This is a genomic window from Leptothoe sp. ISB3NOV94-8A, from assembly GCF_043421595.1.
GTDB lineage: Bacteria > Cyanobacteriota > Cyanobacteriia > Phormidesmidales > Phormidesmidaceae > Leptothoe > Leptothoe turfae.
On sequence record NZ_JAXSQW010000001.1, the window covers coordinates 4747976 to 4771274 of the forward strand.

Consider the following 23299-nt stretch of genomic DNA (forward strand, 5'->3'; position numbering starts at 1 on the left):
TAGTTTCTAGTCTCCGTTGGTCACTGATGCAGCAACCTTTTGGTACTGCCCCTGGATATGCCCAATCACACCGTTATCGACAGCCTCTTTAGACAGACGAATAGCATTAAATATGGAAGGTGCGTTAGAGCTACCATGACTAATTACAGCCACACCGTTAACCCCTAACAACAAAGCACCACCATGCTCAGCGTGATCAAGACGTTGTTTAATACGCTTGAGATTGCCTTTGAGAATCAGCACTCCCAGCTTTCCTAAAATACCGCGTGGTAGTTCCTCTCGGAGAATATTGACAGCAACCTCACCAACGGCCTCAGCAAATTTCAGTAATACATTGCCAACAAAACCATCGCAGACAATCACATCAAAATTGCCTGAAAGGACGTCTCGCCCTTCGGCATTGCCCACAAAATTGATAGTCGTTGAATCGAGCAGGGCCTGATGCACTTGCACAGCAACATCGTTACCCTTACTGGGCTCTTCACCAATATTGAGCAAACCAACCCGAGGATTTTTCGCCCCAAAGGCATACTCGGAGTAAACACTACCCATAAGAGCAAATTGCTCTAAAAATTTGGGTCGACAGTCAACATTGGCACCCACATCCAAAATTAAAACCGGCTTGCCAGCCACCACCGTGGGAAAGACTGCACCAATAGCAGGTCTGTCAATCCCCTTAATCCGACCTAGACGCAAAAGGGCAGCTGCCATAGCTGCCCCAGAATGACCTGCTGACACAACAGCATCAGCACGACCTTTCTTCACCATATCCATGGCGACATTGATCGATGCATTACGCTTTTTGCGTAGAGCGCTAAGTGGCTCCTCATGCATCTCAATCGTGCCCTCAGATGGCACAATCTCAATCCGACTTAAGCTGTCGGGGTTAGCCACAGAAGCCCTAATTTGGTCAGGATTACCGACAAGCAAGATTTCAACATCTAGCTCTTCCCTTGCCCTAATAGCTCCAGCAACGATTTCGGCAGGTGCATAATCGCCCCCCATTGCATCAACTGCGATCCGCGCTTGAGTTAAGCCCATCGAATTGAATCTATAGAAACTTTAAGAAATTCTATCAGACTGAAACCGAGTGAAAATCCACAACTACAGTTTTCTGACAAAAGCTCAACCCCAAGCTTCCAAATATTCGGGCATTAACCCCATACACAGATACATCCCCAGAGACACAAATCATTTCAGCCAATTAGCTGATCTGATGGAGACTACTCTTCGCCAGGCTCAACAATTCGCTGGAAAAGGTACCCCGTTCCCCGTGCTGTCAAAATCAACTCAGGATTGCTGGGGTCATCTTCCAACTTCGCCCGCAATCTGGAGATATGGACATCCACCACACGGGTATCCACATGACGCTCAGGCGTATAGCCCCAAACTTCTTGCAAAATCTCAGAGCGAGAAAAGGGCTCACCAGAACGACTAACTAAGAGCTCCAGCAAACTAAACTCCATACCCGTTAGCCGGATACGCTCATCACCTTTGTATACCTGACGCTTATTGGTATCAATTCGAATATTGTTGATGGTGATCACACCAGAACTGGGGATACCAGAGGTGCCAGTTTTCTCAACCCGGCGCAATACAGAACGGATTCTAGCCTCCAACTCTTTGGGGGAGAAAGGTTTCACCACATAGTCATCAGCACCCAATTCTAAGCCAGTAATACGATCCGCCACATCCCCCAGCGCCGTCAACATAATGATTGGGATATCAGATTCCTTGCGTAACTCTTGACAAACGCCATAGCCATCGAGCTTGGGCATCATCACATCAAGAACAACTAGATCAGGAATTTCATGCCGGAAAGTGTCTAACGCTTCTTCGCCATCCGCCGCAGTTACGACATCGTAGCCAATCATCGAAAGGCGGGTTTCCAGGATACGACGAATACTGGCTTCGTCATCGACAACCAAGATTTTCTCTTTTACGCTTTCCAAAGTTTCTTGAACTCCTACATAACGGCGACGGCAGAAGACTTCGACCGTTGAAGGGCAGAGCATATGGCTCAAACCCTTGAAAAACCGACAAATTCATCAACTGTTAGGTGTCTCAAAAAAGATCGAAACCCCATCAGTAATTGAAGGACTCCTGATTAAAGCTTTAATTAGAGCTTATTTAAGATACCTAACATTGTATTGCGTTTTTCAAGCCATCACCTTTTGTTGCTGAGGTTTTCAACGTTTCTTAAGGTTGTTCTCCAACAGTCAAAATTTGTAGAGTATATTATCGGTGATTTTTTCGTTAACAAGTTTTGCACAGATTTACTTAAAGTTGTTCGTCCGTCTCTAAGCATCTATCCCCTGGGTCCATTGGGTTTTTAGCCCCTGCCAATGTTTACCATATATCTATAGTTCATTTGTTTCAATAACAGGCATGGCTAAAACTCGCTCGATTTACGTATGCAATGAATGCGGCGCAGAATCGCGGCAGTATTTTGGCAAATGTGCCGTGTGTGGCAGCTGGAATTCCCTGGTGGAACAGGTAGTAGAGCCTGCATCTAGCAAAAGCCGCCCAGGGCATCGCAGTACCACCAGCAAACGAGGAGAGACTAAACCTCGTATCTCTAAAACGTTTAACCAAATTGCCGATCACCCTCAAACGCGTATTACCTCTGGCTATGGCGAGCTTGACCGGGTGTTAGGGGGGGGCATTGTGCCGGGTTCTTTGGTACTGGTGGGTGGCGACCCTGGCATCGGTAAATCTACACTGTTATTGCAAACTGCCAATCAATTGTCAGCGCGGACGGCGGTCTTATATGTATGTGCTGAGGAATCGGGGCAGCAGGTGAAGTTGAGATCGCAACGCCTCGGCATCGCGGCTAATCAGGGAAAAACATCGGATAAAGTGGGCAGTGTCCAGCCGACAACTCAAAATTCCCCAGAATCGCTATATCTCCTGCCAGAAACCGATTTGGACACCATCCTTTCAGAACTGGAATCCCTACGGCCTCGGGTTGCCGTCATCGATAGTATTCAGGCATTGTTCTACAACCAACTCACCTCTGCACCGGGGTCAGTATCCCAGGTACGGGAATGTACTTCGGCGCTGATGCAGCTGGCCAAACGAGAAAATATCACGCTGTTTATCGTCGGTCATGTCACCAAAGAAGGGGCAATTGCTGGCCCTAAGGTGCTAGAGCACCTGGTAGACACAGTGTTGTACTTTGAAGGCGATCGGTTTGCAAGCCATCGACTGCTGCGGTCGGTCAAAAACCGCTTTGGGGCTACCCATGAGCTGGGGGTCTTTGAAATGGTCTCCCAGGGGTTAGAGGAAGTTCCCAACCCATCTGCTCTATTTATGGGAAATCGAGATGAACAGGTGCCAGGAATTTCCACAATTGTGGCCTGTGAGGGTTCACGGCCTCTAGTGGTGGAGCTTCAGTCCCTGGTAAGTCCCACCAGCTATAGCTCACCCCGGCGTTCGACCACCGGGATTGAATACAATCGCTTGCTACAGATTCTAGCCGTGCTAGAGAAACGGGTGGGGATTCCACTGTCTAAGCTGGATGCCTATGTGGCTTCGTCAGGTGGGTTGAGTGTCGGAGAACCGGCGGCAGATTTGGGAATTGCCATTGCCGTTGCTGCTAGTTTTCGCGATCGCATCGTCGATCCGGAGTTAGTCCTCATTGGAGAAGTGGGTCTTGGCGGTCAAGTACGCCCCGTTGCCCAAATGGAATTACGCCTCAAAGAAGCCGCCAAACTAGGATTTAAACGGGCATTAGTCCCTAAAGGCCAGAAAATACCAGGGTTGAACATGGAGATCACTGAAGTGGGCAGAGTAGTAGATGCGATCGCAACTGCCCTCGCATTTCAAGTTGATACAGACGAGTGAGCCATTGATCTCTGCCCCATGGATTTATTTTCAGATTTTCTTCAGCGGCTTAGCCAACTGTTCAACACCAAGCTAGTGGTGTTAGGCAACACCACCATCACACCCAAGCTAATCGTCAGCCTCTGCATTTGGCTAACCGTGATTTTCTTCACCATTGGGTTAGTCAAACGTGTCCTCAAACGGCATCTATTAGCAGGCATTGACGCCAATAACCGCGAGGCAATCGCCACCTTAGTGAGCTATGCAGTCGGTGTCATCGCCATTTTCATCGCCATTCAATACACGGGCATCAACTTAAGCTCCCTGGGCATTATTCTGGGCGGCTTAGGCGTTGGTATTGGGTTTGGTCTACAGCACATTGCGGATGACTTTATCAGCGGTCTGATCATGCTGTTTGAGCGCACCCTAAAGGTCAATGATCTCATTGAACTCGATGACCACCGCTTTCAAGGTTTAGTGGGTCGCATTATTGAAGTCAATCTTCGATCCACCATTATTCGCACCCTCGATGATGGCGATGTCGTCATTCCCAATAACCAGCTGATCAAAAATCGAGTTCTAAATTGGAGCTACAACACCTCCATTGCCCGTCTCAAAATTCCAGTAGGGGTGTCCTACGACAGCGACCCTATCTTGGTGACTGAACTGTTGCTAAAATCCGCCCACATGGAGCCGGCAGTGTGCAGTAAACCGATGCCCAAAGCCATGTTTCTATCCTTTGGCGAAGATGCCCTCGAATTTGAGTTATGGGTTTGGGTGGATGTGAATAAGCGATTCAACGTGCAAAGCTCGCTCCATTTCACCATTGAATATAATTTACGCCAGCACAATGTTGAAATTGCCTTCCCCCAGCGAGATGTATGGATTCGAAACTTAGCCCCCCAAAACAATGGGGATAGCAAGCCGCCCTTCTTTAATCGACAAATTGCCCTAGAGCATCGCCCTGTTGTCTCACCCACCCCCATCACCCTAAAAGACATGCTGCGCCAGGTGAGCTACTTTGCTAACTTTAACGACCTAGAAATTCGACAACTCATTGAGATTGGCCATCGTCAGCGCAGCCATGCCGGTACCACTCTGTTTCATGAAGGAGATTCTGGCAATTCGTTTTACATTTTGCTGGAGGGCAAAGTCGACATCTTAGCTGAAAAACTCAACCGTCATCTCGCCACCCTTGGACCAGGACAATTTTTTGGTGAAGTTGCATTGCTGTTGGGGGTACCCCGCACCGCCATGGCACGAGTTTCTGAAGACGCCCTGCTATTCGTTATTAATCAGCCTAGTTTCTCTGATTTACTGCGGCGATATCCCGACCTCTCAAACCAAGTGGTGCAAGCCATGGCACACCATCGAGACGAACTTGCAAAACGCCAACGGGAAATGCGATCGCTCAACTTAGTTGACTCCAGCGAGGACGATGCTAATCCCGTAATCTGGGCTAGAAAGCGTTTGAAACGAATGTTTGATTTGTAGTCAATCTCCCATCAGCGACTTAATTTAATTTTTGCTGTCACATACCAGGGCCACTGATAATGTTCAGCAATTAGCCACAGCACAATAGTGGCATGAGCCAACAGGGTAATTACCGTCCAAACAATAGAAAACTGATTCAGCCCAGCACCATCAATCGGTGGAAACATATAGTTCGACACCATTATCAGCAAGGCGGGCAAACAAGCAATAGCCAGGGCAAAACTCCAGACAACAGCTGTCACATGGCCATCAGAGTGACGGTTATGACGCCATCGATCCCCCGTCCAAAACCAAACCATAGGCTGAACGTTGTCCACCATTTGAACAGACTGAGCTTCTAAGTTAGCCGAGAAAATATGTCGACAAAAGTTACAGGCAAATGCTTCTGTCAATGTCAGCTCTGACAATTCACCATGACCACAAACCGGGCATTTGTAGGTGTCATGATAGTTTAGTGTACGCAGCGAGTTGTCAGACGGTGGGTTGAAAGTTGACAAAGGATAGCGCTGGTAGCTCATGAAATGCATACGAATGGATCAACATTTCCCTAACGTATGCGTTTTCGACGAGGTCCGAATCGAATGCGCTGCTTTTCTTAACACAGCACCCATCGTCTAAGCAATATGCCTTAACACGATGGCCCTAATGAACAGCTATTGACCCAAGCATTAGCCCTGAGCACCGCCCCAAATCAACAATGGGCATATCGCTAAAATTACTGGCAGCCCATAGCTTTGAGCTGTAATAGCAAAGCATCTGCCTCGGCTTGTAAGTGCAAGATTTCAACCTGAATGTCCGGCTGATATGGGTAAGATTTTAATTCAGCGAGGTAGATTTTTTTATCGTCAGACGCTGGCTGAGTCTCGCGGGTAGAAGCGCTTTTACTCGGCACAGACTCAGAAATCGCCTTGGTTTTAGAAACAGTTTTCATAATTATGTCGCTAGTAAGAACTACTCAGCGAAGTAGCATCGGAATTTTAACCCAAAAGTTCCCACCATAACTTAATCAAAAGATACCAATATTTAATCTATCCCTTGATATTTCCTATGCATAACGCATTGGCTAGACCTTAAGTCACCCAGTAAAAGCCTGAGTATCCTTTTACACAAAGGGTTATAGGTTTTGGGGACTATGAAGCTAAAAATTCCACACCAAGAAATATTATGGTCATCCAGGTTTTAGTGTGGGTTGACCACAGCTGCACATTGCCCCCAAGAACATCCACCGTATCGCTAATGGGCTTTCTAGGGCGGCTCCAGACACGGCTGTGGCTGCGCTAGCAGGCCCGTTATGCAGGACCGATATTAGCACCCGAGGTAAAGGGATAAATCTGAGCTAGGCCAAATACGCCTGCACATGCCAGAGGGATCATTAAACTGATGGTTGTCGAGGATGACAGGAGCAGAATTCAGCAAGCATCCCACAAAGACAACACTGAACTACGGTATGGCTAAATTCTTTTGAGGTTGACTCTGTAGGGACATAGAGTCAATCTTCTGTTTTAAACAGATGAACGACAGGTTAATACGTTTTGAACTACTCTGTAGAATCTAACGATTCATCGCTCTGGGACGTTTGATCTTTAGCTAACAAATCAATGGTATCTCCAAGGGCTGTGGTCAAGCTTTGGCGAGTTTCTTCGTGGGCTACCTGCTCAGCTTTAAGGGTACTGGACAGCTGAGCACATCGGGTCAGAGCCTGAGTTAACTGCGATCGCAACTCATCTACCGACTCCAGATGTTCAACCTGGGCCAAAGCCTTTTGCAAATCACGAGAGACTTCACCGTCAGCAGGTGACTGTTTTAAATTTTCTAATTCATTGGCCAATACCCGAATCCGTGTTTGACTTCTCTCAGCATCGTTACGACGCTGCTCGGATTCTGACTCATACAACCTTCGCCAGTTAGCTGCACTAGCATAGGCCTGATCACGCTCTTGATTTAGAACATTCAATTGCTGCTGTAATGTCTGAATCTCCGCTAGCCACTGAGATACTTCGTTGACCATGGGCTCTGTCCGAGACAATTGGTTTACAGGATATAGCCTTTTTCTAAAAAATGTACAGGGTTCCTTAAATCTTGAATATAGAGGCAGGATCGTGCCATGGAACGCCCCTACCAAGCAAAAAAAGGCAGTGCTACGCACTGCCAGTACATATGGGGTTAAATCTGAGAGCAACTCAACTGTATGACTGCTTATCCTAACGCAGCAGCACCCCCAACCACCTCAAGGATCTCTTGGGTAATGGCCGCCTGACGAGCTTTGTTATAGTCCAGAGTTAACGTCTTAACTAACTCACTAGCATTGTCACTGGCGTTGTTCATTGCAGTCATTCGAGCCGCAAGCTCACTCGCTGCGGACTCTTGCAGAGCTCGCAAGATCTGGTTATTCAGATACAGCGGTAACAGTGCATCCAAGATTTGAACCGGATCCTGTTCAAAGATCATATCTTGGGGTAACTGCACTTGCTGGGTCTCAACCGGTTCACGCTCTACCTTAAACTGTCCACCGCGAGTCGTTAGGCGAAAGATCTCATCTTCCTTATCCAGACCTTCGGGGTCCAGAGGCAATAACGTCTGAGTGACAGGACGAGAACTAACCAAGGATACAAACCTTGTATAAATCAACTCTACTCGGTCTACCTCTTCAGATAAGAACAGCGACAAAGCCTTATCGGCAATACTAGAGGCCTCTTCCGCTGTCGGAATCTGCTCCAGGCCATCGAAAGTTGAATCAATGGGGTAATCACGATTCTGAAAATACTGAATCGCCTTACGACCAATCAACACCATCTGATAACCAATACCTGCAGCCTTGAGTTCCTTCGCACGGGTCTCAGCACGACGAATAATATTGGCATTGTAGCCACCGCAAAGACCACGATCGGCAGACACAACAACCAAAGCAACATTGCGAACGTCTCTAATTTGCAACAGGGGCAAGTTAGCATCTTCAAACTTTAATCGAGTCTGAAGGCCGTAAAACACCTGAGCTAAGCGATCGGCAAAAGGGCGGGTTGCTTCAACCTGTTCCTGGGCACGACGCACCTTCGCGGCGGCCACCAGGCGCATCGCTTCGGTAATTTTACGAGTGTTTTTGACCGATTTAATCCGGTCACGAATCAGTTTGAGATTAGGCATATATGTTGTTCTCAGCCTAATGTCCCTAGTTGACTGAATCAGTCAACCAGGGACAGGCCAACCTCCTCCTATGCTGCCATGAAGGACTGCTTGCACTCAGCAATCGCTTCACTTGCCAATTCCTTAACCTTGTCAGTTAGTTTCTTACCTTCGTTGATTTCCTTAACCAACTCAGGCTTGCTGGTATTGATGTAGTTGCATAGCTCAGCAACTAAAGGAGCAACCTTCTCCACCGGTACATCATCAAACAGACCATTAATGCCGCCATAGACGACGGTTACCTGCTCGTGCAAGGACCGAGGAGCGTATTGAGACTGTTTTAGAAGTTCTCTTAGACGTACACCACGGGCTAGCTGAGCTTGGGTAGCTGCATCTAAGTCAGACGCAAACTGGGCAAAGGCCTGTAGCTCGTCAAACTGAGCTAGCTCAAGCTTGAGTTTACCGGCGACTTTCTTCATTACCTTGGTCTGGGCTGCACCCCCGACTCGGGAGACTGAAATACCTGCATTAATGGCAGGACGTAGACCCGAGTTAAACAGGTCAGATGACAAGAAAATCTGACCGTCGGTAATGGAAATGACGTTGGTGGGAATATAGGCGGAAACGTCACCTGCCTGGGTTTCGATAATGGGCAGGGCTGTCATGCTACCTTCACCTAGCTCAGGGCTGAGCTTAGCTGCACGCTCTAGCAAACGAGAGTGGATGAAGAATACGTCTCCAGGATAGGCTTCACGACCGGGTGGACGACGTAGTAGCAAGGACATTTGACGATAGGCCTGGGCTTGCTTAGTCAGGTCATCGTAGATAATCAATGTCGCTTTACCCTGGTACATAAAGTACTCAGCTAGGGCTGCTCCAGTGTAGGGAGCTAAGAACTGCAGAGGGGCAGGGTCGTTAGCATTGGCGGAAACAACAATGGTGTAATCCATAGCGCCACGCTCTTCGAGCACGCCAACTACCTGGGCGACAGAAGCTGCCTTCTGACCAATGGCAACGTAGATACAAATAACGTCTTGGTCCGCCTGGTTAAGGATGGTGTCGATTGCGATCGCAGTCTTACCAGTCTGACGGTCACCAATAATAAGCTCACGCTGACCACGCCCCACAGGAATCATGGCGTCAATTGCGGTAATACCGGTTTGCATAGGCTCATAAACCGACTTCCGCGCAATGATGCCAGGTGCAGGTGCCTCTAGCAGACGGCTATCCGTGGTAGCGATATCACCCTTACCATCAATAGGACGGGCCAGGGCATCCACTACGCGACCTAGCATCGCATCGCCCACTGGGACCTCAGCAATCTTGCCAGTTGACTTAACAGTACTGCCTTCACTTAGGTTGCGACCGTCACCCATCAAAACCGCACCAACGTTGTCCTCTTCAAGGTTAAGGGCAATACCGACAGTGCCATCCTCAAACTCAAGCAGCTCACTCGCCATTGCTTGGTCCAGGCCGTAAATTCGGGCAATACCGTCACCTACCTGCAGCACAGTACCGACATTGGATACCTTGACATCCTGGTCATACTGCTCAATCTGCTGCTTAATAATGCTACTGATTTCGTCAGGTCTGATGCTTACCATTGGAGTTGCTCTACTAACTCAGATATCAACAAAAAATCATCTAAACAATGTTCGATATAAGATTGGTGCTAAAAACAAGCATTCTCAACCAAATCGAACTCTAACACTTGATAAACGCTCAAGTGCCAAACACCCTAGCGAGAAGAAGCGCTACTCAACTGAATGCTGATACGCCGCAGCTGACCCCGCAAACTGGCATCTATCACCTGGGAACCAACCTTGATAATCACCCCCCCTAACAGCTCTGGATCCAGAGCTGTCTTAAGCTCGACAGAACGAGCACCGGTCATAGCAATCACCTTCTGGCGAATCGAATCTTTCTGGGAATCAGAGAGCTCAATAGCAGAGGTAGCTTCAGCTAGAACAGTCTGATTAATTTCCCGCACTAATTCTTGATATCGCTCACAAATACGTCCTAAAAATGCGATGCGTCCCCGATCAACCAGCAACATAACAAAGTTCAGCATCGTCGGATGCAGTTGCTCTGATGCCACTTGGCGCAAAACATTCTTTTTAATATCAGGATTGATAATCGGATTCTCAAGTAGCTGGCTTAGTTCAGAAGATGCCGACAACAACTCAGTCAACGCATAAGAGTCCTGACCAAAGCGATCAACCAAATCACCGTCTTGTGCAACAGACAACAATGCCTGAGCGTAAGGAGCAACCAAGCCCTCAATCACTACACTATCTTTCACAAGCTACCCCCCAAAAGACCAATACTCTGATCAATTAGCCTTTGCTGAAGCCCGTCATCCACCTGGGAGCGTAATTGCGACTCCACCTTCTCAACAGCAAGGGCCGAGATGCGCTGACGCAACTCAAGCACCACACGATCCCTTTGGGAAGAAAGGTCTCGAGCAGCCTCATCCTTCATTCGCTGAACATCCTTGGACGCCTGAGCTAGGATATTATCTTTGGCTACCTTAGCGGCGGCCTCACCATCAGATTTAATCTGAACAGCCGTTGCCTGAGCCTCGGCCAAATTTTTCTGCTGCTCACCCAGCGCCTTAGAAGCTTCCTTCAACCGTTTTTCAGCATCTTGAATGGCCGCCTCAATGCTGGAGCGACGCTCAGCCATGATGGAGCCTAAAAAGCTTCGTCCGAAGTAAACAATTAGGGCAATCAGAATAGAAAGATTAACAAGGTTGGTTTCTAAAATATCGAAATTTAAACCAAACCCACTCTCTTCTGTCGCCAGTAGCCAAAAATTTTCAACCATAGCTATCACTGCGCGCCAATAATCCCTTTATAAATGCAGCTTCTCAAACTCAAGCGAGTCAGAAGGACAAAATAATTCAGCCTAAGCAGCCGAAGCACCCAAAAGCTTGCCTAAAATCTGTTGACTCAGAGAATCAACTTGCCCCTCAAGAGCCTGCAAAGCCTCCTGTTTCTGCTGATCCAACTCCCTCTGAACCTGCTCACGCTGCTGCTGCGCATCTGCCTGAGCCTGAGCGATCTGTTTATCAACAGTCTCTTTTGCTTCTGCCTGGGCCTGAGCAATTAACTGCTGAGCCTGTCTCCGACTGTCGGCCAACTCCTGATCGTATTGCTTAGCAAGCTTTTCAGCTGCCTCTAAATACTCTGCAGCAGAGGACTTACTAGTTCGAATATAGCCATCACGATCATCAAGCGTCTTTGAAATCGGCTTGAAAAAAACTGCGTTCAGAAGAAACGTGAGTAACACAAATTGCAAAGCCATCAAAGGCAGCGTTGCGTCAAAATCAAACATTTTTCGATTTCCCTAAACCTGAGAACCCATCAACATTCAAAAAAGTTGAAGAAACAAATAGTTATTGGCCCAACTCAGGTGTAATCCAACACAATGTAGTTACTAGGGCGTTACCTGCAAAGGGTTCAATCCCTATGCGGACCATGAACACAGATAACGCCCCTAAAGCCAACCTTCTTTAAGCAAGGGGGTTTGCAAACAGAAGTACCAGAGAAATAACCAGACCGTAGATGGTAAGAGACTCCATAAATGCAAGAGTCAGCAGCAAAGTACCGCGAATTTTACCTTCTGCTTCGGGCTGACGAGCAATACCTTCGACAGCTTTACCAGAAGCATTACCCTGACCAATACCAGGGCCAATTGCGGCTAGGCCAACTGCTAGAGAAGCGGCGATAACTGAAGCAGAAGCAACTAACGGATCCATAATGTATTTCCTTTTCGGTATATACGAAACAAACAAGACTGAGAGTCAGTAAAAGCAAGTAAACAAAGCCACTTGCAGGTTAGAAGCGCTCTAGCAATAGGGGCTAAGCATGCTCCTCGTGACCTTCGTCACCATGCCCTTCCAAAGCCTCGTGAATATAGGCTGCCGCTAAAGTAGCAAACACCAATGCCTGGATGGCACTAGTAAACAGCCCCAACATCATAACGGGCAGGGGGACAAACAAAGGGACCAATAGCACCAGAACGGCAACTACAAGTTCATCTGCCAAGATATTTCCAAAGAGACGGAAGCTCAGTGAAAGTGGCTTGGTGAAGTCTTCAAGAATTGCGATCGGTAGCAAAATTGGAGTTGGCTCAATGTATTTCGCGAAATATCCTAAACCTCGCTTTTTAAATCCTGCATAAAAATATGCTAAGGACGTCAGTAAAGCCAGAGCAACCGTTGTATTGATATCACCGGTTGGAGCAGCAAGCTCTCCTTCAGGAATTTCAATTACATGCCAAGGGAGAAGTGCCCCCGACCAATTAGACACAAAGATAAACAGAAACAATGTGCCTACAAACGGCAGCCAAGGACGATATTCCTTTTCGCCGAGCTGATTCTTCGCAATGTCTCTGACAAACTCAAAGACATACTCCATCAGGTTCTGCATACCCTGAGGCACCCTTTGCATATTTCGGGTAGCCAGAACAGAAGCTATAAGAAGCAGTCCAATCACAAACCAAGAGGTCAAAAAGACCTGGCCATGGAGTTTAAGTCCTCCCAGATGCCAATAGAAGTGATGACCTACCTCTAGCTCCGCTAACGGCAACACATCAAAGTGCAGCAAACTTAGCATCTTAATTCAGGTTAGGTTGACCAAAAAGACAGTAGGCCAAATGATTAGCGGCTAATTCAGCCAGGGCAAAATCACAGACTGTTTAGGTCGTTGACAATGACTTGAGCATGTATGCGATGAGGGCAGCTTTGTAGGTTAGGAAACCTAAAAAAATTGGGACGATTTGCAATTGATCCACCTGGGATGCAACTACTATTAACCCAATAAAAAGAGCAAGCTGATTCTTGCCCACTTTAGATTTTTCTCTACCAAGTTTCTCAACGCTTTTAGCCAGTAACTTCAAGTAAACCACGCCCGAACATGCCCCAATTAAGTAATTTAGGGCTGTGTTGAGGGAGTAGGCCATCCAAACCGAAATGAAGGTTACCAACATCAGCAAGAGTGTCCACAAAAACAACTCGTTTTGAAGTTGGTAGTACTCTTCCATAGAAGAGTGAGGCTCTGGAGAAACTTCTCCAGTCACCAAGGCTTCGGAATTAACATCCGTTGCACCATCATTTTCATCCATAGATGAGTCTCTAAGAGGTTCGTCTGGCAAATTCACAGAAATCACTCAAACTAGCCTAGGCAAACTTGCAATAGGGGCCGAAGTCCTTCCTGCAAGCCGAGGTCAATCATATCATTTAAAGCTAACAATACTTAATACGAATCCCCTGGCGTACCACAGGTAAGCATTTTTTTACCACTCATATATAAAAATAATATTTAGCAAAAGCGATACTTGACTCAACTAGTTGAGTCAAGTATCGGCGTTCCTATCCTGATGCTATTCGGATGGTTCTAGCAGAATCAGTTGTCGTGATTGTAATGAGCGCACTTCCGACAGCTCTAAGGGGGATTTTGCCAACACATCGGCTACGGTTTCTTTTTTGCCCGCACTTGCTTCACAAGCCTGCAAAAATTCATATTCGCTATCACTGACTTGAATCAGCTGATAATCGGCATTAAAAAATGACCGACTGGGCCAACCAGACAGACAGGGGGTCAGAATTGGATAAGCAGCTAGCAGGCGCTGATCATCGGACCAGTCCATGCAAAGGAGGGGGGGACGAGCCAGGAAAAATTCATAGTGGGTAAGTTCAGGATCAAGCAGCTCAATCAATCGATATTGGGCTCGCCGATCTAACTTTTGAGCACGTTCCATCACGTCAGGAGCTTTAGCAATCAGACGTTCTAGGCTCCAATATTGAGGGTTAGAGAATCCCACAAACTCTAATCCAGAAGCATCGATCAACTCAAATAGAGTATCGATGGTATAGTCCACCTCCTGGGGATGGACATACATATCAGCAAAGCATTCGTCCTGATGATTTTCTAAGGCCCAGCGCTCTTTGTCACGTTTGACGATGCGGTTGTTTGCAGGCAACGCCTCAAAGAGTTGACGGCCAACAGATACGCCATCACGATAATCGCCACGGTTTTCGCCCTGAAGCATGGCGATCGCTTCTTGCATCAAGGAGATTTCCCATCGCCCTAACGCTGCATAGACAAAAATATGCAGTAAACCGCCTGGCGCGACCTTAGCAGCCAACGACTGAATGCCCTTAATCGGATCGGGCATGTGGTGGAGCACACCTACACAGTTGATCAGATCAAATTGTCCTGCAATCTGGTCAACATCATAGATGCTGAGATTTTGAAACGTTACTCGATCAGCCCCTGAACGCTGGCAACGCTCACGAGCCACTTTCAACGTGCCGGCACTCAGATCAATTCCGGTAACCTGAGCCTGAGGGTTTAGGTGAACCAAATATTCAGTACCTACACCAGAACCACAGCCTGCATCTAGAATCCTGACCTGCTCAGTTTCAGGTAATCGGCCGGTGCAAAAGTTGTAAGCCGTGGGCCAATACCATCGCCAGTTATAACCAGGAGGGGGTTCATCAATCAGGGGTTCGGGTGGAAATGGGTATGTGTCATACAGCTTGGCAACCGCTGCACTAACAGCAGCTTCGTTTTCGGAAGTCATGGGAGACATAGTTTAGGATTCTCAGTTTCGAGTTTTGAATGCGTCAAACTCCATAGCTCTACCCAGCCATGTTTCCTCACCGCAAATACCTAGAGTTCAAACCTAGGCACGCAAAACTCAAAACTCTAACCCTTTAAGGGTGCCACTTTTCGAGAAATGCTTCGTAAATTCAAGTAACAAAACTTATCTTTCTTCTCATCCACTGACACGCCTTCTTTTATGATGACTCAGTGGGCTAATAACAAGATGTTACACAGTCTTTAGACAGGCATCTTAGTGTCCGCAATCGATTTAATCTGGAACTGTCACAAGAGCCTATCGGCCCATCGCGCTGCCTGATGGTATTAACCAATGCTCTGGATCATTTTTAAGATCTGGAGTTGCTCGGCGCTGAGGGAGGGGTCTGATGCAATCACCTATTGCAATCAAATTTTAGAAGGGAGCCTTTGAAAAGGAATGACTGTAACTGCTAGTGGTGGAAGCTCCTTAGTGCGGCCACAACTTTATCAAACCTTGCCGGTTACCGCGATTACTCAGGCCGAGCAGCAAGACCGCTACATGGAGCGGGGTGAGTTATCTGAACTATCTGACTTCTTTAAGTCGGGTCGGAAGCGTATTGCGATCGCACAGATTATTACTCAATATTCCGAGCTGATCGTTTCTCAAGCCGCCAACCGTATCTTTACTGGGGGCTCCCCCCTGTCTTACCTGGAGAGAGTTGCACCTGAGCCGGTCGACATGGCTATGGCAGCTCAAGGCGATTCAGGTACAGAAACCTACATTGAAAAGGGGGACAGTGGTGGTCTGTTTTCTGGATTAAGGGGCTTGGTTAGTAGTGCTGGCGACCTTGGTCCAATTCCCCCTGGATTTCGCCCCATCAACGTAGGTCGCTACGGTCCCAGCAACATGCAAAAGTCCCTACGAGACATGAGCTGGTTCCTGCGCTACCTGACCTATGCCATCGTTGCTGGCGACCCCAATATCATTGCGGTTAACGTTCGTGGATTGCGGGAAATCATCGAAGACGCCTGTTCTTCCGCAGCTACCTTGGTCGCTCTCCAAACTATGCGCGCGGCAAGCATTGGCTACTTCAGAGGGGACACCGAAGCTCAAGAGCTGATTCGGTCCTATTTCAATCTGTTGATTGATGAATTTAAGGCTCCCGCCCCCTCCAATAAGCTACGTCAGCGTCCATCCAAGGATCTGCAAGGTCTGCAACTACCCCAAATCTATTTCAATGCGGCTGAGCGTCGCCCCAAGTTCGTAATGAAGCCGGGCCTCTCAACTGCTGAAAAAAATACAGTGGTGAAAGCGGCCTATCGTCAGGTCTTTGAGCGCGATATTAAGCGAGCCTATTCCTTAGACATTTCTAATCTGGAATCTCAGGTTAAAAATGGCGAAATCGCGATGAAAGAGTTTATTCGTCGCCTAGCGAAGTCGCCTTTATACCGCAAGAACTTCTTTGAGCCTTACATCAACAGTCGTGCTCTAGAATTAGCATTTCGTCACATTTTGGGCCGTGGTCCCGGCTCCCGTGAAGAAGTTCAGAAATATTTCTCCATCGTTTCTGAAGGCGGTCTCCCCAAACTCGTAGATGCTCTGATCGACTCTGATGAGTACGGCGACTACTTTGGGGAAGAGACGGTACCGTATCTCCGGGGTTTGGGCCAGGAAGCGCAGGAATGTCGCAACTGGGGACCTCAGCAAAACTTGCTGAACTACAGTGCACCTTTCCGCAAAAACCCTGAGTTTTTGACGACGTTTGCCTCCTATGATCAGCCCTTACCCGATCAGCACCCTTATGGCTCTGGTAACGACCCGCTAGAAATTCAGTTTGGTGCGATCTTTCCTAAGGAAACTCGTAATCCCAGCAGCAGCCCTGCTCCCTTCAGCAAAGATACCCGTCGTATCCTAATTCGTCGGGGTGCCGGTATTGATAGTCAGGTGAGCAATCCTGGTGCTCGTCCTAAATCTCCAGGGAGCTTAGGACCCAAGGTATTCAAATTAGACCAGATACCAGCGGGTAATGGGGCCAATATCAAGTTTGCTGAAAGCTCCACCCAAACAATCATTCGAGCCGCTTATCGTCAGGTATTTGGTCGAGATGTTTATGCGGGTCAAGAGCTTAAGTCCGCTGAGAATCGCCTCGAAAATGGTGACATCTGTATGCGCGACTTTGTGCGTGCGATCGCAAAATCAGAAGCCTTCCGCAAGACCTACTGGTCTTCTCTCTATGTTATGAAGGCTGTTGAATATATTCATCGTCGTTTGTTAGGCCGCCCCACCTACGGTCGTCAAGAAACCAACAAGTACTTCGACATTTGTGCTAGGCAAGGATTCTATGCCCTGGTGGATACGCTGATTGATAGCCCGGAGTACACCGAGGTCTTCGGAGATGACACCATTCCCTACGAGCGTTACGTGACTCCAGCGGGTCAATCCCTCAGGTCCTTCCGTACTGGGACCGTTGATGCTACTGGTCTTAAGCCTGTATCTAAGCCCCAGGTTCCCCGCTTTGTTGAACTGGGTGCCGTTAACTCCTCTCGAGGCGATATCGAAGTTAACAAGCGCATGGGCCAAGGCGTTAATTTACGTCGTGTTCAGTCCAAAGTCTTCAAGCTCACTAGCCTGTATGACAAGGCCAATATCAAGCTGGTCACTCAGGCAGCCTACCGTCAGGTCTTTGAGCGTGACATTTCTCCCTATGTCATCAAGACCGAGTTCACCTCCCTTGAGAGTCAGCTGAGCAACGGTGAGATCAACATGAAGGAGTTTATTGAAGGCCTAGGCTGCTCTGATCTCTATCAGAAAGAGTTCTATGCCCCCTATCCCAACACTAAAGTGATTGAGCTAGGCACCAAGCACTTCCTAGGACGTGCTCCTCTAAATCAGATAGAGATTCGGAAATACAACCAGATTCTGGCAACCCAGGGCATCCGTGGCTTTATTCAAACCATGGTCGAAACGCCTGAATATGCTGAATTCTTTGGCGAAGATACGGTCCCCTATCGTCGCTTCCCAACATTGCCAGCAGCTAATTTCCCCAACACTGAGCGCTTATATCAGCAGCTCACTCGTCAAAATGATGATGTTGTCGTTCCCAGCTTTGCGCCTTCAGTCTCACCAACAGCATCTATTGACACCTAGTTAGTTTGTGCGTAGGTCCCATTAAGCAGCGTCTAAGAACACCCAACAATAGCTAAGCCGATTTAAAGCTTGGCTATTGACGGGTGTCATATTAGTTTTAGATAGCTTGATGTTAGATAACATAGAGCAATTCTGAGGGATACTATTACAAAATATTACGCACTCCCTAAGAAGGTCAGCCGAATACCGGAAAATACTCTCGGAAGGTAGCTAAGCTGATAAAAGATTTCTCGAAATCTAAGCTGATATTTGGCATGCTTCAATCGTCGAATTAAGCATTGAATCGGCCCATAGGTTGCCTGCTTGATTTGATTTAGAGTGGAAATGAGACTGCTGTTACTTTTTAAAAAGGTGATATCAGTTTTTTCAAGGTGAACAGTGATAGTTTCACCTGAATATATTCTTTCGGAGGAATCCATAGATGAGTATTGTCACGAAATCAATCGTGAATGCCGATGCTGAGGCCCGTTACCTTAGCCCTGGTGAATTGGATCGAATCAAGGGATTCGTTACTTCTGGTGAGCGTCGTCTCCGCATTGCTCAGGTTCTAACTGAGTCCCGTGAGCGCATCATCAAGCAGGCTGGTGATCAGCTTTTCCAAAAGCGTCCTGACGTTGTTTCTCCCGGTGGTAACGCCTACGGTGAAGAAATGACCGCAACTTGTCTACGTGACATGGACTACTACCTACGTCTTATCACCTACGGTATTGTTGCTGGTGATGTGACTCCCATTGAGGAGATTGGTCTAGTAGGTGCTAAGGAGATGTACAACTCTCTAGGTACATCCATTCCTGCTGTAGCTGATTCAGTTCGCTTTATGAAGGGTGTTTCATCTTCTCTGCTATCTGGTGATGATGCTGCTGAAGCCGCTTCTTACTTCGATTACGTTGTTGGCGCGATGTTGGGTTAAGCGACTCGGTTTTCCCATTACGCTATTTAGCCACATCGTCAAATTTCACTAAGGAATTCAAATCATGCAAGACGCGATTACTTCTGTAATTAATTCTTCGGACGTTCAGGGTAAGTACCTTGATCAGTCTTCCATGGATAAGCTGGCTGCTTACTTCCAGACTGGTGAGCTGCGTGTTCGTGCAGCTACTGCAATCGGTGCAAATGCTTCCGAAATCGTTAAGGATGCTGTAGCAAAGGCTCTACTATACTCTGACATCACTCGCCCTGGTGGCAATATGTACACCACTCGTCGCTATGCTGCTTGCATCCGCGACTTGGACTACTATCTACGCTATTCCACCTACGCTATGTTGGCTGGTGATCCTTCCATCCTGGATGAGCGTGTGCTTAACGGTTTGAAGGAGACTTACAACTCTCTAGGTGTACCCGTAGGTGCCACTGTCCAAGCTATTCAGGCTATGAAAGAAGTAACTGCTAGCCTTGTTGGCGCTGACGCTGGTAAGGAAATGGGTATTTACTTTGACTACATCTGCTCTGGCCTTAGCTAGGTCAAGCTCATGTGGTTTAGATTGGTAAAGCCAATCTAGCGCTATTTCGGAAGTCTGAAGCGAGTGTTAGCTGATCACAATCTGTCTATGCTGAGGGATTATGACAGCTGGTCATTGGTTATCGGACTTCCGAATTTTTAACTCTATGGTTAGCATTTGGGTTCTTGTTACAAACATCCTAAGGACTAAGTCATAGACACATCCATCTATTTGGGCAGTTTGAGACTGAACACCTAGCAACGTTAAGCAGTGCTAGTTTAACTCTCACTCAGCTGATAGTTAGCCCAATTAATCTAAAGCAAAATAAACATTGCTCCAGTTAATGGGCCTTTCGCAATTGATTTGAAAAATTAGTTTTTGTTTAAGAGTAGGAGACATCTCTGCTATGCGTATGTTTCGGATTACTGCCTGTGTGCCGAGTCAATCTCGCATTCGCACCCAGCGCGAGCTACAGAATACTTTTTTTACTAAGCTCGTTCCCTACGACAGCTGGTTTCGCGAGCAGCAGCGAATTCAAAAGATGGGCGGCAAGATTGTCAAGGTAGAACTGGCAACTGGTAAGCCTGGAGCTAATACTGGTTTAGCCTAAGGTCATACACTCAACAGCTTCTATTACTAACTAAAAAGGGAGCAACTTAAGTTGCTCCCTTTTTAGTTAGTAATGTTTACGTAAGCGGTCGGGAAGCTCTTGTGAAATCTTATCTGGGGTTACCGGAATCGTTTGATAGTTACGAGTATCTTATAGGAAACTTCCCCTTCTGCTGAAAAAGCAATGACATCCATTTTTCTGAAATCCTTTTCAGGTGTTTTAGCCTGCACCCTGGGTCTAAGTGTTCTTGGAAACACACCGTTTACCTTGCACCAAGGGATTCCTGCAGCACAGGCTCAAGGATTTAATGAAGAAACGAATGTCCGGGTATATCAACAAGCTAGTCCCGCAGTCGTGGCTATTGATGCAGGCAACAGTACTGGCAGTGGCAGCATTATCACCCAAGACGGTTTAGTACTTACAAACGCCCATGTGGTTGGCACTGCCAGCCAAGTTACTGTCAGCCTGGCAGATGGGCGTCAGTTTCCAGGTCGGGTAATTGGATATGCTGATGAGAATTTGGACTTGGCCGCTATTCAAATTGACGTTGAAAATACAACATTTCCCACTATTCCTTTAGCTCATAGCAATGCTCAAGTAGGACAGCAAGCGTTTGCAATTGGGAATCCCTTTGGGCTACAAGGAACGTTTACAGTGGGCATCGTCAGCCGTATCGATGCAGAGCGCGGATTAATTCAAACAGATGCGGCCATTAATCCCGGTAACTCAGGCGGCCCTTTACTCAATCGCAACGGCGAACTCATTGGCGTCAATACATCTATTTTTACAACGGGGGAAAACGCAGGCAGTATTGGTATTGGTTTTGCGATCGCAACACCCCAAATCACCCCTTTCATTGCGGCTGTTAGAAATGGCACGGCTAACACAACTGCATCTCGCCAAAATCGAACGATGCAAGAGCCCTCACCCATTGCCATTGACGGCAGGGCAGTGCTAGGTCGCCTTGATAGCAACAGTAATCTTTTACCGGACAATAGCTATTTCAATGCCCATACGTTTGAGGGCACAGCCGGTCAGCGCATTAGCATCGCCATGAGTAGCAATCAGGTTGACGCTTACCTGTTACTCTATGGCCCAAATCAAGAATTTTTAGGCGAAAACGACGACGCTGGCAATAGTCGTAACGCCCGTTTAGATATTACCCTCCCCGCCAATGGCACCTATTTTGTATTCGCCAATTCTTATGGAGCCAGTGAGCAAGGAGACTATCAGTTAAGCATTAGCAATCTGACAAATAATGGAACCAGCCATAGCAATACCTATCTATTGAGCGAGAATGGGAGCTTAAGCACGCAGGATGATCGGCTGACGGACAACAGTCTCTATGATGAATACTATTTCAATGGTCAACAGGGACAAGATGTGACCATTACCCTCACAAGTCAAGATTTTGATGCATATTTACTACTCATTGACGAGCAGGGTAACAAAATCGCTGAGAATGACGACACGGCACAAAACAACAGCGATGCAGCGATTCAGATAAAACTACCCTATACCGGTGAGTATCGAATAATTGTTAATGCTTATGACCAAACTGGACAGGGGCAATATCAAATGAGAGTTCAGTAGACTCTAAGGCAACCCTATCCAGGTAAAAAAATCTTGGCGTGTAAATAACTCCAGCAACAATAGGGCCAAAAAACCCACCATTGCAAAACGACCATTAACACGTTCAGCATAAGCAGTCCAACCAAAACCGGGCGCATCGGCGGATGTCTCTGGAGTCGATTGTGACGTATCGGGCTCTAGTGGTTTAGACATATCACAATCAGAAAAATAAAAAACAAACAAAAGGCCAATGCTACAAATCTAGAAAACATTGGTCAAAAAGCTTCACCATTCTATCGAAATGATAGCCAATTCCATAGCACCCAGTAACTATCACTAGTGTAGCTACAAATCAATTACCTTTGTAGGGTAGAGAAATTAGTTGCTGAACTATTAACAGCTAGCACATTATTACAGTTGATAGGCTTCGTTTATATCTTTAATAAAATCCAATCAACCTCTTAGCAAAAATTAGATTAAAGCTTTTTAGCCAAAATTAGACATAGCCAAACTAGTTTTTTTCTAGATAGAATAAATACGTTTTAGAACAACACAGTTAAAAAATTCACGTCAAGAACCTATCAGAGGTAAGATGCAAAGAATATACAATGACAATAATTTGTTAGTATCACTAGAGTTTGCATATTAGATGCAACTGTAGTCAGAACTGTAGTTTTTTGTAGAGAAAACTCAGAGTTTCAATTTAGATGGAGCTTGGGGTTTAAGTACTCCTAGATAAACAGGTTTTACGTCTGTTATAATCAGGTCCTCTCACTAATAATGAGATCTACACAACTCGAATATTGAGAGTTATATAGTTCTAATCCCATTAATTCACCGACATCGCCTCTTTCTAGATCTAACCATTAATTCTTCAAATCCGATGGCTGATACTAAAACCACGCCACTGACAGGGAAAGCGCTGCTTCAGAAAATGAAGGAAATCACCCATCTACCAAAGCGAGAGAAAGCTAAGGAGTGCGGGTACTACAGCATTACTAAGGACAATCAAGTCAGGGTAAATCTGACTGATTTTTATGATGCTTTACTAGCTGCTAGAGGGATTCCTCTAGGACCAGAAAGTACTAAGGATGGTCGCGGACGTGAACCGACTTATCGAGTGAGTGTACACAAAAATGGTCAAATTGTTATTGGGTCTACTTACACCCAAGAAATGGGGTTAAAGCCAGGGGACGAGTTTGAAATCAAGCTGGGTTATAAGCATATCCACTTGATTCAGTTGGGTGATAATAAGGATGAAAATGATGAGGATGAGGATTAAGCATTGAGCATAGGTTTAAATTAGAATCTAGGCGTGTATTCAGTGTTATTCGTATCCGACCGCATACACCTGTTTAACAGTTTGCAAAATATTTAGCAAAAGAAACGGAGTAATTAGCTAATTACTCCGTTTCTTTTATTAGGATTACAAGCACAAAAAACATTTCTACAGATTTTGAGACCAGATGCTTGTTTTTATCTAAAAAGTTGAAATAGTCAAGAT

Annotated in this window: 23 protein-coding genes and 1 pseudogene; 8 read left to right on the forward strand and 16 right to left on the reverse strand. The window is 46.7% G+C overall.

All coding sequences use genetic code 11. The features are described from left to right. Positions 1-6: 6 nt before the first annotated feature. Both plsX and rpaB read right to left on the reverse strand, forming a co-directional pair. On the reverse strand, positions 7-1041 hold the full coding sequence (gene plsX, locus SPB21_RS20165; protein ID WP_163662420.1) for a phosphate acyltransferase PlsX: 1035 nt from the start codon (positions 1039-1041) through the stop codon (positions 7-9). Positions 1042-1223: 182 nt separating this feature from the next. Continuing rightward, a complete protein-coding gene (gene rpaB, locus SPB21_RS20170; RefSeq protein ID WP_031294240.1) occupies positions 1224-1952 on the reverse strand; it encodes a response regulator transcription factor RpaB in 729 nt (242 codons plus the stop codon). Between the two features lie 436 nt (positions 1953-2388). Between rpaB and radA the strand changes: the two genes are divergently transcribed. Both radA and SPB21_RS20180 read left to right on the forward strand, forming a co-directional pair. Next, a complete protein-coding gene (gene radA / locus SPB21_RS20175; protein ID WP_499867593.1) occupies positions 2389-3846 on the forward strand; it encodes a DNA repair protein RadA in 1458 nt (485 codons plus the stop codon). Between the two features lie 18 nt (positions 3847-3864). Beyond that, entirely contained in the window at positions 3865-5319 is a 1455-nt protein-coding gene (locus SPB21_RS20180) for a cyclic nucleotide-binding domain-containing protein (protein WP_163702598.1), read from the forward strand. A gap of 11 nt (positions 5320-5330) precedes the next feature. Here the strand turns inward: SPB21_RS20180 and SPB21_RS20185 are convergent, their stop codons facing one another. The 13 genes and pseudogenes from SPB21_RS20185 to SPB21_RS20245 form a co-directional block, all read right to left on the reverse strand. After that, positions 5331-5837: a hypothetical protein gene (locus tag SPB21_RS20185; RefSeq protein WP_163662426.1), complete on the reverse strand. Its 507-nt coding sequence runs from the start codon at positions 5835-5837 to the stop codon at positions 5331-5333. 197 nt (positions 5838-6034) lie between these two features. Continuing rightward, entirely contained in the window at positions 6035-6250 is a 216-nt protein-coding gene (locus tag SPB21_RS20190; RefSeq protein ID WP_163662428.1) for a hypothetical protein, read from the reverse strand. 312 nt (positions 6251-6562) lie between these two features. Continuing rightward, positions 6563-6728, reverse strand: a pseudogene (locus tag SPB21_RS20195) (Na/Pi cotransporter family protein); the annotation flags it as partial. A gap of 128 nt (positions 6729-6856) precedes the next feature. Then, a complete protein-coding gene (locus SPB21_RS20200; protein WP_163662430.1) occupies positions 6857-7327 on the reverse strand; it encodes a hypothetical protein in 471 nt (156 codons plus the stop codon). 188 nt (positions 7328-7515) lie between these two features. Then, positions 7516-8460 carry a F0F1 ATP synthase subunit gamma gene (locus tag SPB21_RS20205; RefSeq protein ID WP_163662432.1) on the reverse strand — a complete coding sequence of 315 codons (945 nt, stop codon included), beginning with the start codon at positions 8458-8460 and terminating at the stop codon, positions 7516-7518. 68 nt (positions 8461-8528) lie between these two features. Continuing rightward, a complete protein-coding gene (atpA, locus tag SPB21_RS20210) occupies positions 8529-10043 on the reverse strand; it encodes a F0F1 ATP synthase subunit alpha (protein ID WP_163662434.1) in 1515 nt (504 codons plus the stop codon). A 134-nt stretch (positions 10044-10177) separates the two neighbouring features. After that, positions 10178-10741 (reverse strand): ATP synthase F1 subunit delta, encoded by a 564-nt coding sequence (gene atpH, locus SPB21_RS20215; protein ID WP_499867594.1) that lies wholly within the window; start codon positions 10739-10741, stop codon positions 10178-10180. Then, on the reverse strand, positions 10738-11265 hold the full coding sequence (locus SPB21_RS20220; RefSeq protein WP_163662438.1) for a F0F1 ATP synthase subunit B: 528 nt from the start codon (positions 11263-11265) through the stop codon (positions 10738-10740). The genes atpH and SPB21_RS20220 overlap by 4 nt, the downstream gene beginning before the upstream one ends. An 81-nt stretch (positions 11266-11346) precedes the next feature. Beyond that, positions 11347-11775, reverse strand: a complete 429-nt coding sequence (locus tag SPB21_RS20225; RefSeq protein WP_163662439.1) for a F0F1 ATP synthase subunit B' — start codon at positions 11773-11775, stop codon at positions 11347-11349. Between the two features lie 178 nt (positions 11776-11953). Further along, positions 11954-12199, reverse strand: a complete 246-nt coding sequence (atpE, locus tag SPB21_RS20230) for an ATP synthase F0 subunit C (RefSeq protein ID WP_006516215.1) — start codon at positions 12197-12199, stop codon at positions 11954-11956. Between the two features lie 103 nt (positions 12200-12302). Continuing rightward, on the reverse strand, positions 12303-13064 hold the full coding sequence (gene atpB / locus SPB21_RS20235; RefSeq protein WP_172642684.1) for a F0F1 ATP synthase subunit A: 762 nt from the start codon (positions 13062-13064) through the stop codon (positions 12303-12305). A gap of 76 nt (positions 13065-13140) precedes the next feature. Further along, positions 13141-13566 carry an ATP synthase subunit I gene (locus SPB21_RS20240; protein ID WP_163662442.1) on the reverse strand — a complete coding sequence of 142 codons (426 nt, stop codon included), beginning with the start codon at positions 13564-13566 and terminating at the stop codon, positions 13141-13143. A gap of 258 nt (positions 13567-13824) precedes the next feature. Next, the gene (locus tag SPB21_RS20245; protein WP_499867595.1) at positions 13825-15036 is read right to left on the reverse strand and encodes a class I SAM-dependent methyltransferase; all 1212 of its coding nucleotides are present in this window, start codon (positions 15034-15036) and stop codon (positions 13825-13827) included. A gap of 447 nt (positions 15037-15483) precedes the next feature. Between SPB21_RS20245 and SPB21_RS20250 the strand changes: the two genes are divergently transcribed. The 5 genes from SPB21_RS20250 (at position 15484) to SPB21_RS20270 (ending at position 21816) form a co-directional block, all read left to right on the forward strand. Further along, positions 15484-18174, forward strand: coding sequence for a phycobilisome rod-core linker polypeptide (locus tag SPB21_RS20250; protein ID WP_163662444.1), 2691 nt, complete (start codon positions 15484-15486; stop codon positions 18172-18174). A 421-nt stretch (positions 18175-18595) separates the two neighbouring features. After that, a complete protein-coding gene (gene apcA / locus SPB21_RS20255) occupies positions 18596-19084 on the forward strand; it encodes an allophycocyanin subunit alpha (protein WP_006516220.1) in 489 nt (162 codons plus the stop codon). Positions 19085-19148: 64 nt separating this feature from the next. Next, the gene (apcB, locus tag SPB21_RS20260) at positions 19149-19634 is read left to right on the forward strand and encodes an allophycocyanin subunit beta (RefSeq protein ID WP_006516221.1); all 486 of its coding nucleotides are present in this window, start codon (positions 19149-19151) and stop codon (positions 19632-19634) included. Positions 19635-20019: 385 nt separating this feature from the next. Then, positions 20020-20223, forward strand: a complete 204-nt coding sequence (locus SPB21_RS20265; RefSeq protein ID WP_006516222.1) for a phycobilisome linker polypeptide — start codon at positions 20020-20022, stop codon at positions 20221-20223. A gap of 183 nt (positions 20224-20406) precedes the next feature. Further along, on the forward strand, positions 20407-21816 hold the full coding sequence (locus SPB21_RS20270) for a trypsin-like peptidase domain-containing protein (RefSeq protein WP_499867596.1): 1410 nt from the start codon (positions 20407-20409) through the stop codon (positions 21814-21816). Positions 21817-21819: 3 nt separating this feature from the next. On the opposite strand, the gene SPB21_RS20275 is transcribed toward SPB21_RS20270, so the two are convergent. Then, positions 21820-22008, reverse strand: a complete 189-nt coding sequence (locus tag SPB21_RS20275) for a CAB/ELIP/HLIP family chlorophyll-binding protein (RefSeq protein WP_163662447.1) — start codon at positions 22006-22008, stop codon at positions 21820-21822. Between the two features lie 670 nt (positions 22009-22678). On the opposite strand from SPB21_RS20275, the gene SPB21_RS20280 reads away from it, so the two are divergent. Further along, positions 22679-23077 carry an AbrB family transcriptional regulator gene (locus tag SPB21_RS20280; protein ID WP_006516225.1) on the forward strand — a complete coding sequence of 133 codons (399 nt, stop codon included), beginning with the start codon at positions 22679-22681 and terminating at the stop codon, positions 23075-23077. Positions 23078-23299: the final 222 nt, after the last annotated feature.

What these genes read in the sequence shown, in the direction of transcription:
- SPB21_RS20220 (WP_163662438.1), bottom strand. Translation starts at nt 11,265, where the DNA reads ATGGTTGAAAATTTTTGGCTACTGGCGACAGAAGAGAGTGGGTTTGGT.
- SPB21_RS20270 (WP_499867596.1), top strand. Translation starts at nt 20,407, where the DNA reads ATGACATCCATTTTTCTGAAATCCTTTTCAGGTGTTTTAGCCTGCACC.
- SPB21_RS20205 (WP_163662432.1), bottom strand. Translation starts at nt 8,460, where the DNA reads ATGCCTAATCTCAAACTGATTCGTGACCGGATTAAATCGGTCAAAAAC.
- SPB21_RS20280 (WP_006516225.1), top strand. Translation starts at nt 22,679, where the DNA reads ATGGCTGATACTAAAACCACGCCACTGACAGGGAAAGCGCTGCTTCAG.
- SPB21_RS20240 (WP_163662442.1), bottom strand. Translation starts at nt 13,566, where the DNA reads ATGGATGAAAATGATGGTGCAACGGATGTTAATTCCGAAGCCTTGGTG.
- SPB21_RS20180 (WP_163702598.1), top strand. Translation starts at nt 3,865, where the DNA reads ATGGATTTATTTTCAGATTTTCTTCAGCGGCTTAGCCAACTGTTCAAC.
- apcB (WP_006516221.1), top strand. Translation starts at nt 19,149, where the DNA reads ATGCAAGACGCGATTACTTCTGTAATTAATTCTTCGGACGTTCAGGGT.
- apcA (WP_006516220.1), top strand. Translation starts at nt 18,596, where the DNA reads ATGAGTATTGTCACGAAATCAATCGTGAATGCCGATGCTGAGGCCCGT.
- SPB21_RS20250 (WP_163662444.1), top strand. Translation starts at nt 15,484, where the DNA reads ATGACTGTAACTGCTAGTGGTGGAAGCTCCTTAGTGCGGCCACAACTT.
- SPB21_RS20190 (WP_163662428.1), bottom strand. Translation starts at nt 6,250, where the DNA reads ATGAAAACTGTTTCTAAAACCAAGGCGATTTCTGAGTCTGTGCCGAGT.
- SPB21_RS20265 (WP_006516222.1), top strand. Translation starts at nt 20,020, where the DNA reads ATGCGTATGTTTCGGATTACTGCCTGTGTGCCGAGTCAATCTCGCATT.
- radA (WP_499867593.1), top strand. Translation starts at nt 2,389, where the DNA reads ATGGCTAAAACTCGCTCGATTTACGTATGCAATGAATGCGGCGCAGAA.
- atpA (WP_163662434.1), bottom strand. Translation starts at nt 10,043, where the DNA reads ATGGTAAGCATCAGACCTGACGAAATCAGTAGCATTATTAAGCAGCAG.
- SPB21_RS20275 (WP_163662447.1), bottom strand. Translation starts at nt 22,008, where the DNA reads ATGTCTAAACCACTAGAGCCCGATACGTCACAATCGACTCCAGAGACA.
- SPB21_RS20245 (WP_499867595.1), bottom strand. Translation starts at nt 15,036, where the DNA reads ATGTCTCCCATGACTTCCGAAAACGAAGCTGCTGTTAGTGCAGCGGTT.
- plsX (WP_163662420.1), bottom strand. Translation starts at nt 1,041, where the DNA reads ATGGGCTTAACTCAAGCGCGGATCGCAGTTGATGCAATGGGGGGCGAT.
- atpE (WP_006516215.1), bottom strand. Translation starts at nt 12,199, where the DNA reads ATGGATCCGTTAGTTGCTTCTGCTTCAGTTATCGCCGCTTCTCTAGCA.
- SPB21_RS20225 (WP_163662439.1), bottom strand. Translation starts at nt 11,775, where the DNA reads ATGTTTGATTTTGACGCAACGCTGCCTTTGATGGCTTTGCAATTTGTG.
- SPB21_RS20200 (WP_163662430.1), bottom strand. Translation starts at nt 7,327, where the DNA reads ATGGTCAACGAAGTATCTCAGTGGCTAGCGGAGATTCAGACATTACAG.
- SPB21_RS20185 (WP_163662426.1), bottom strand. Translation starts at nt 5,837, where the DNA reads ATGAGCTACCAGCGCTATCCTTTGTCAACTTTCAACCCACCGTCTGAC.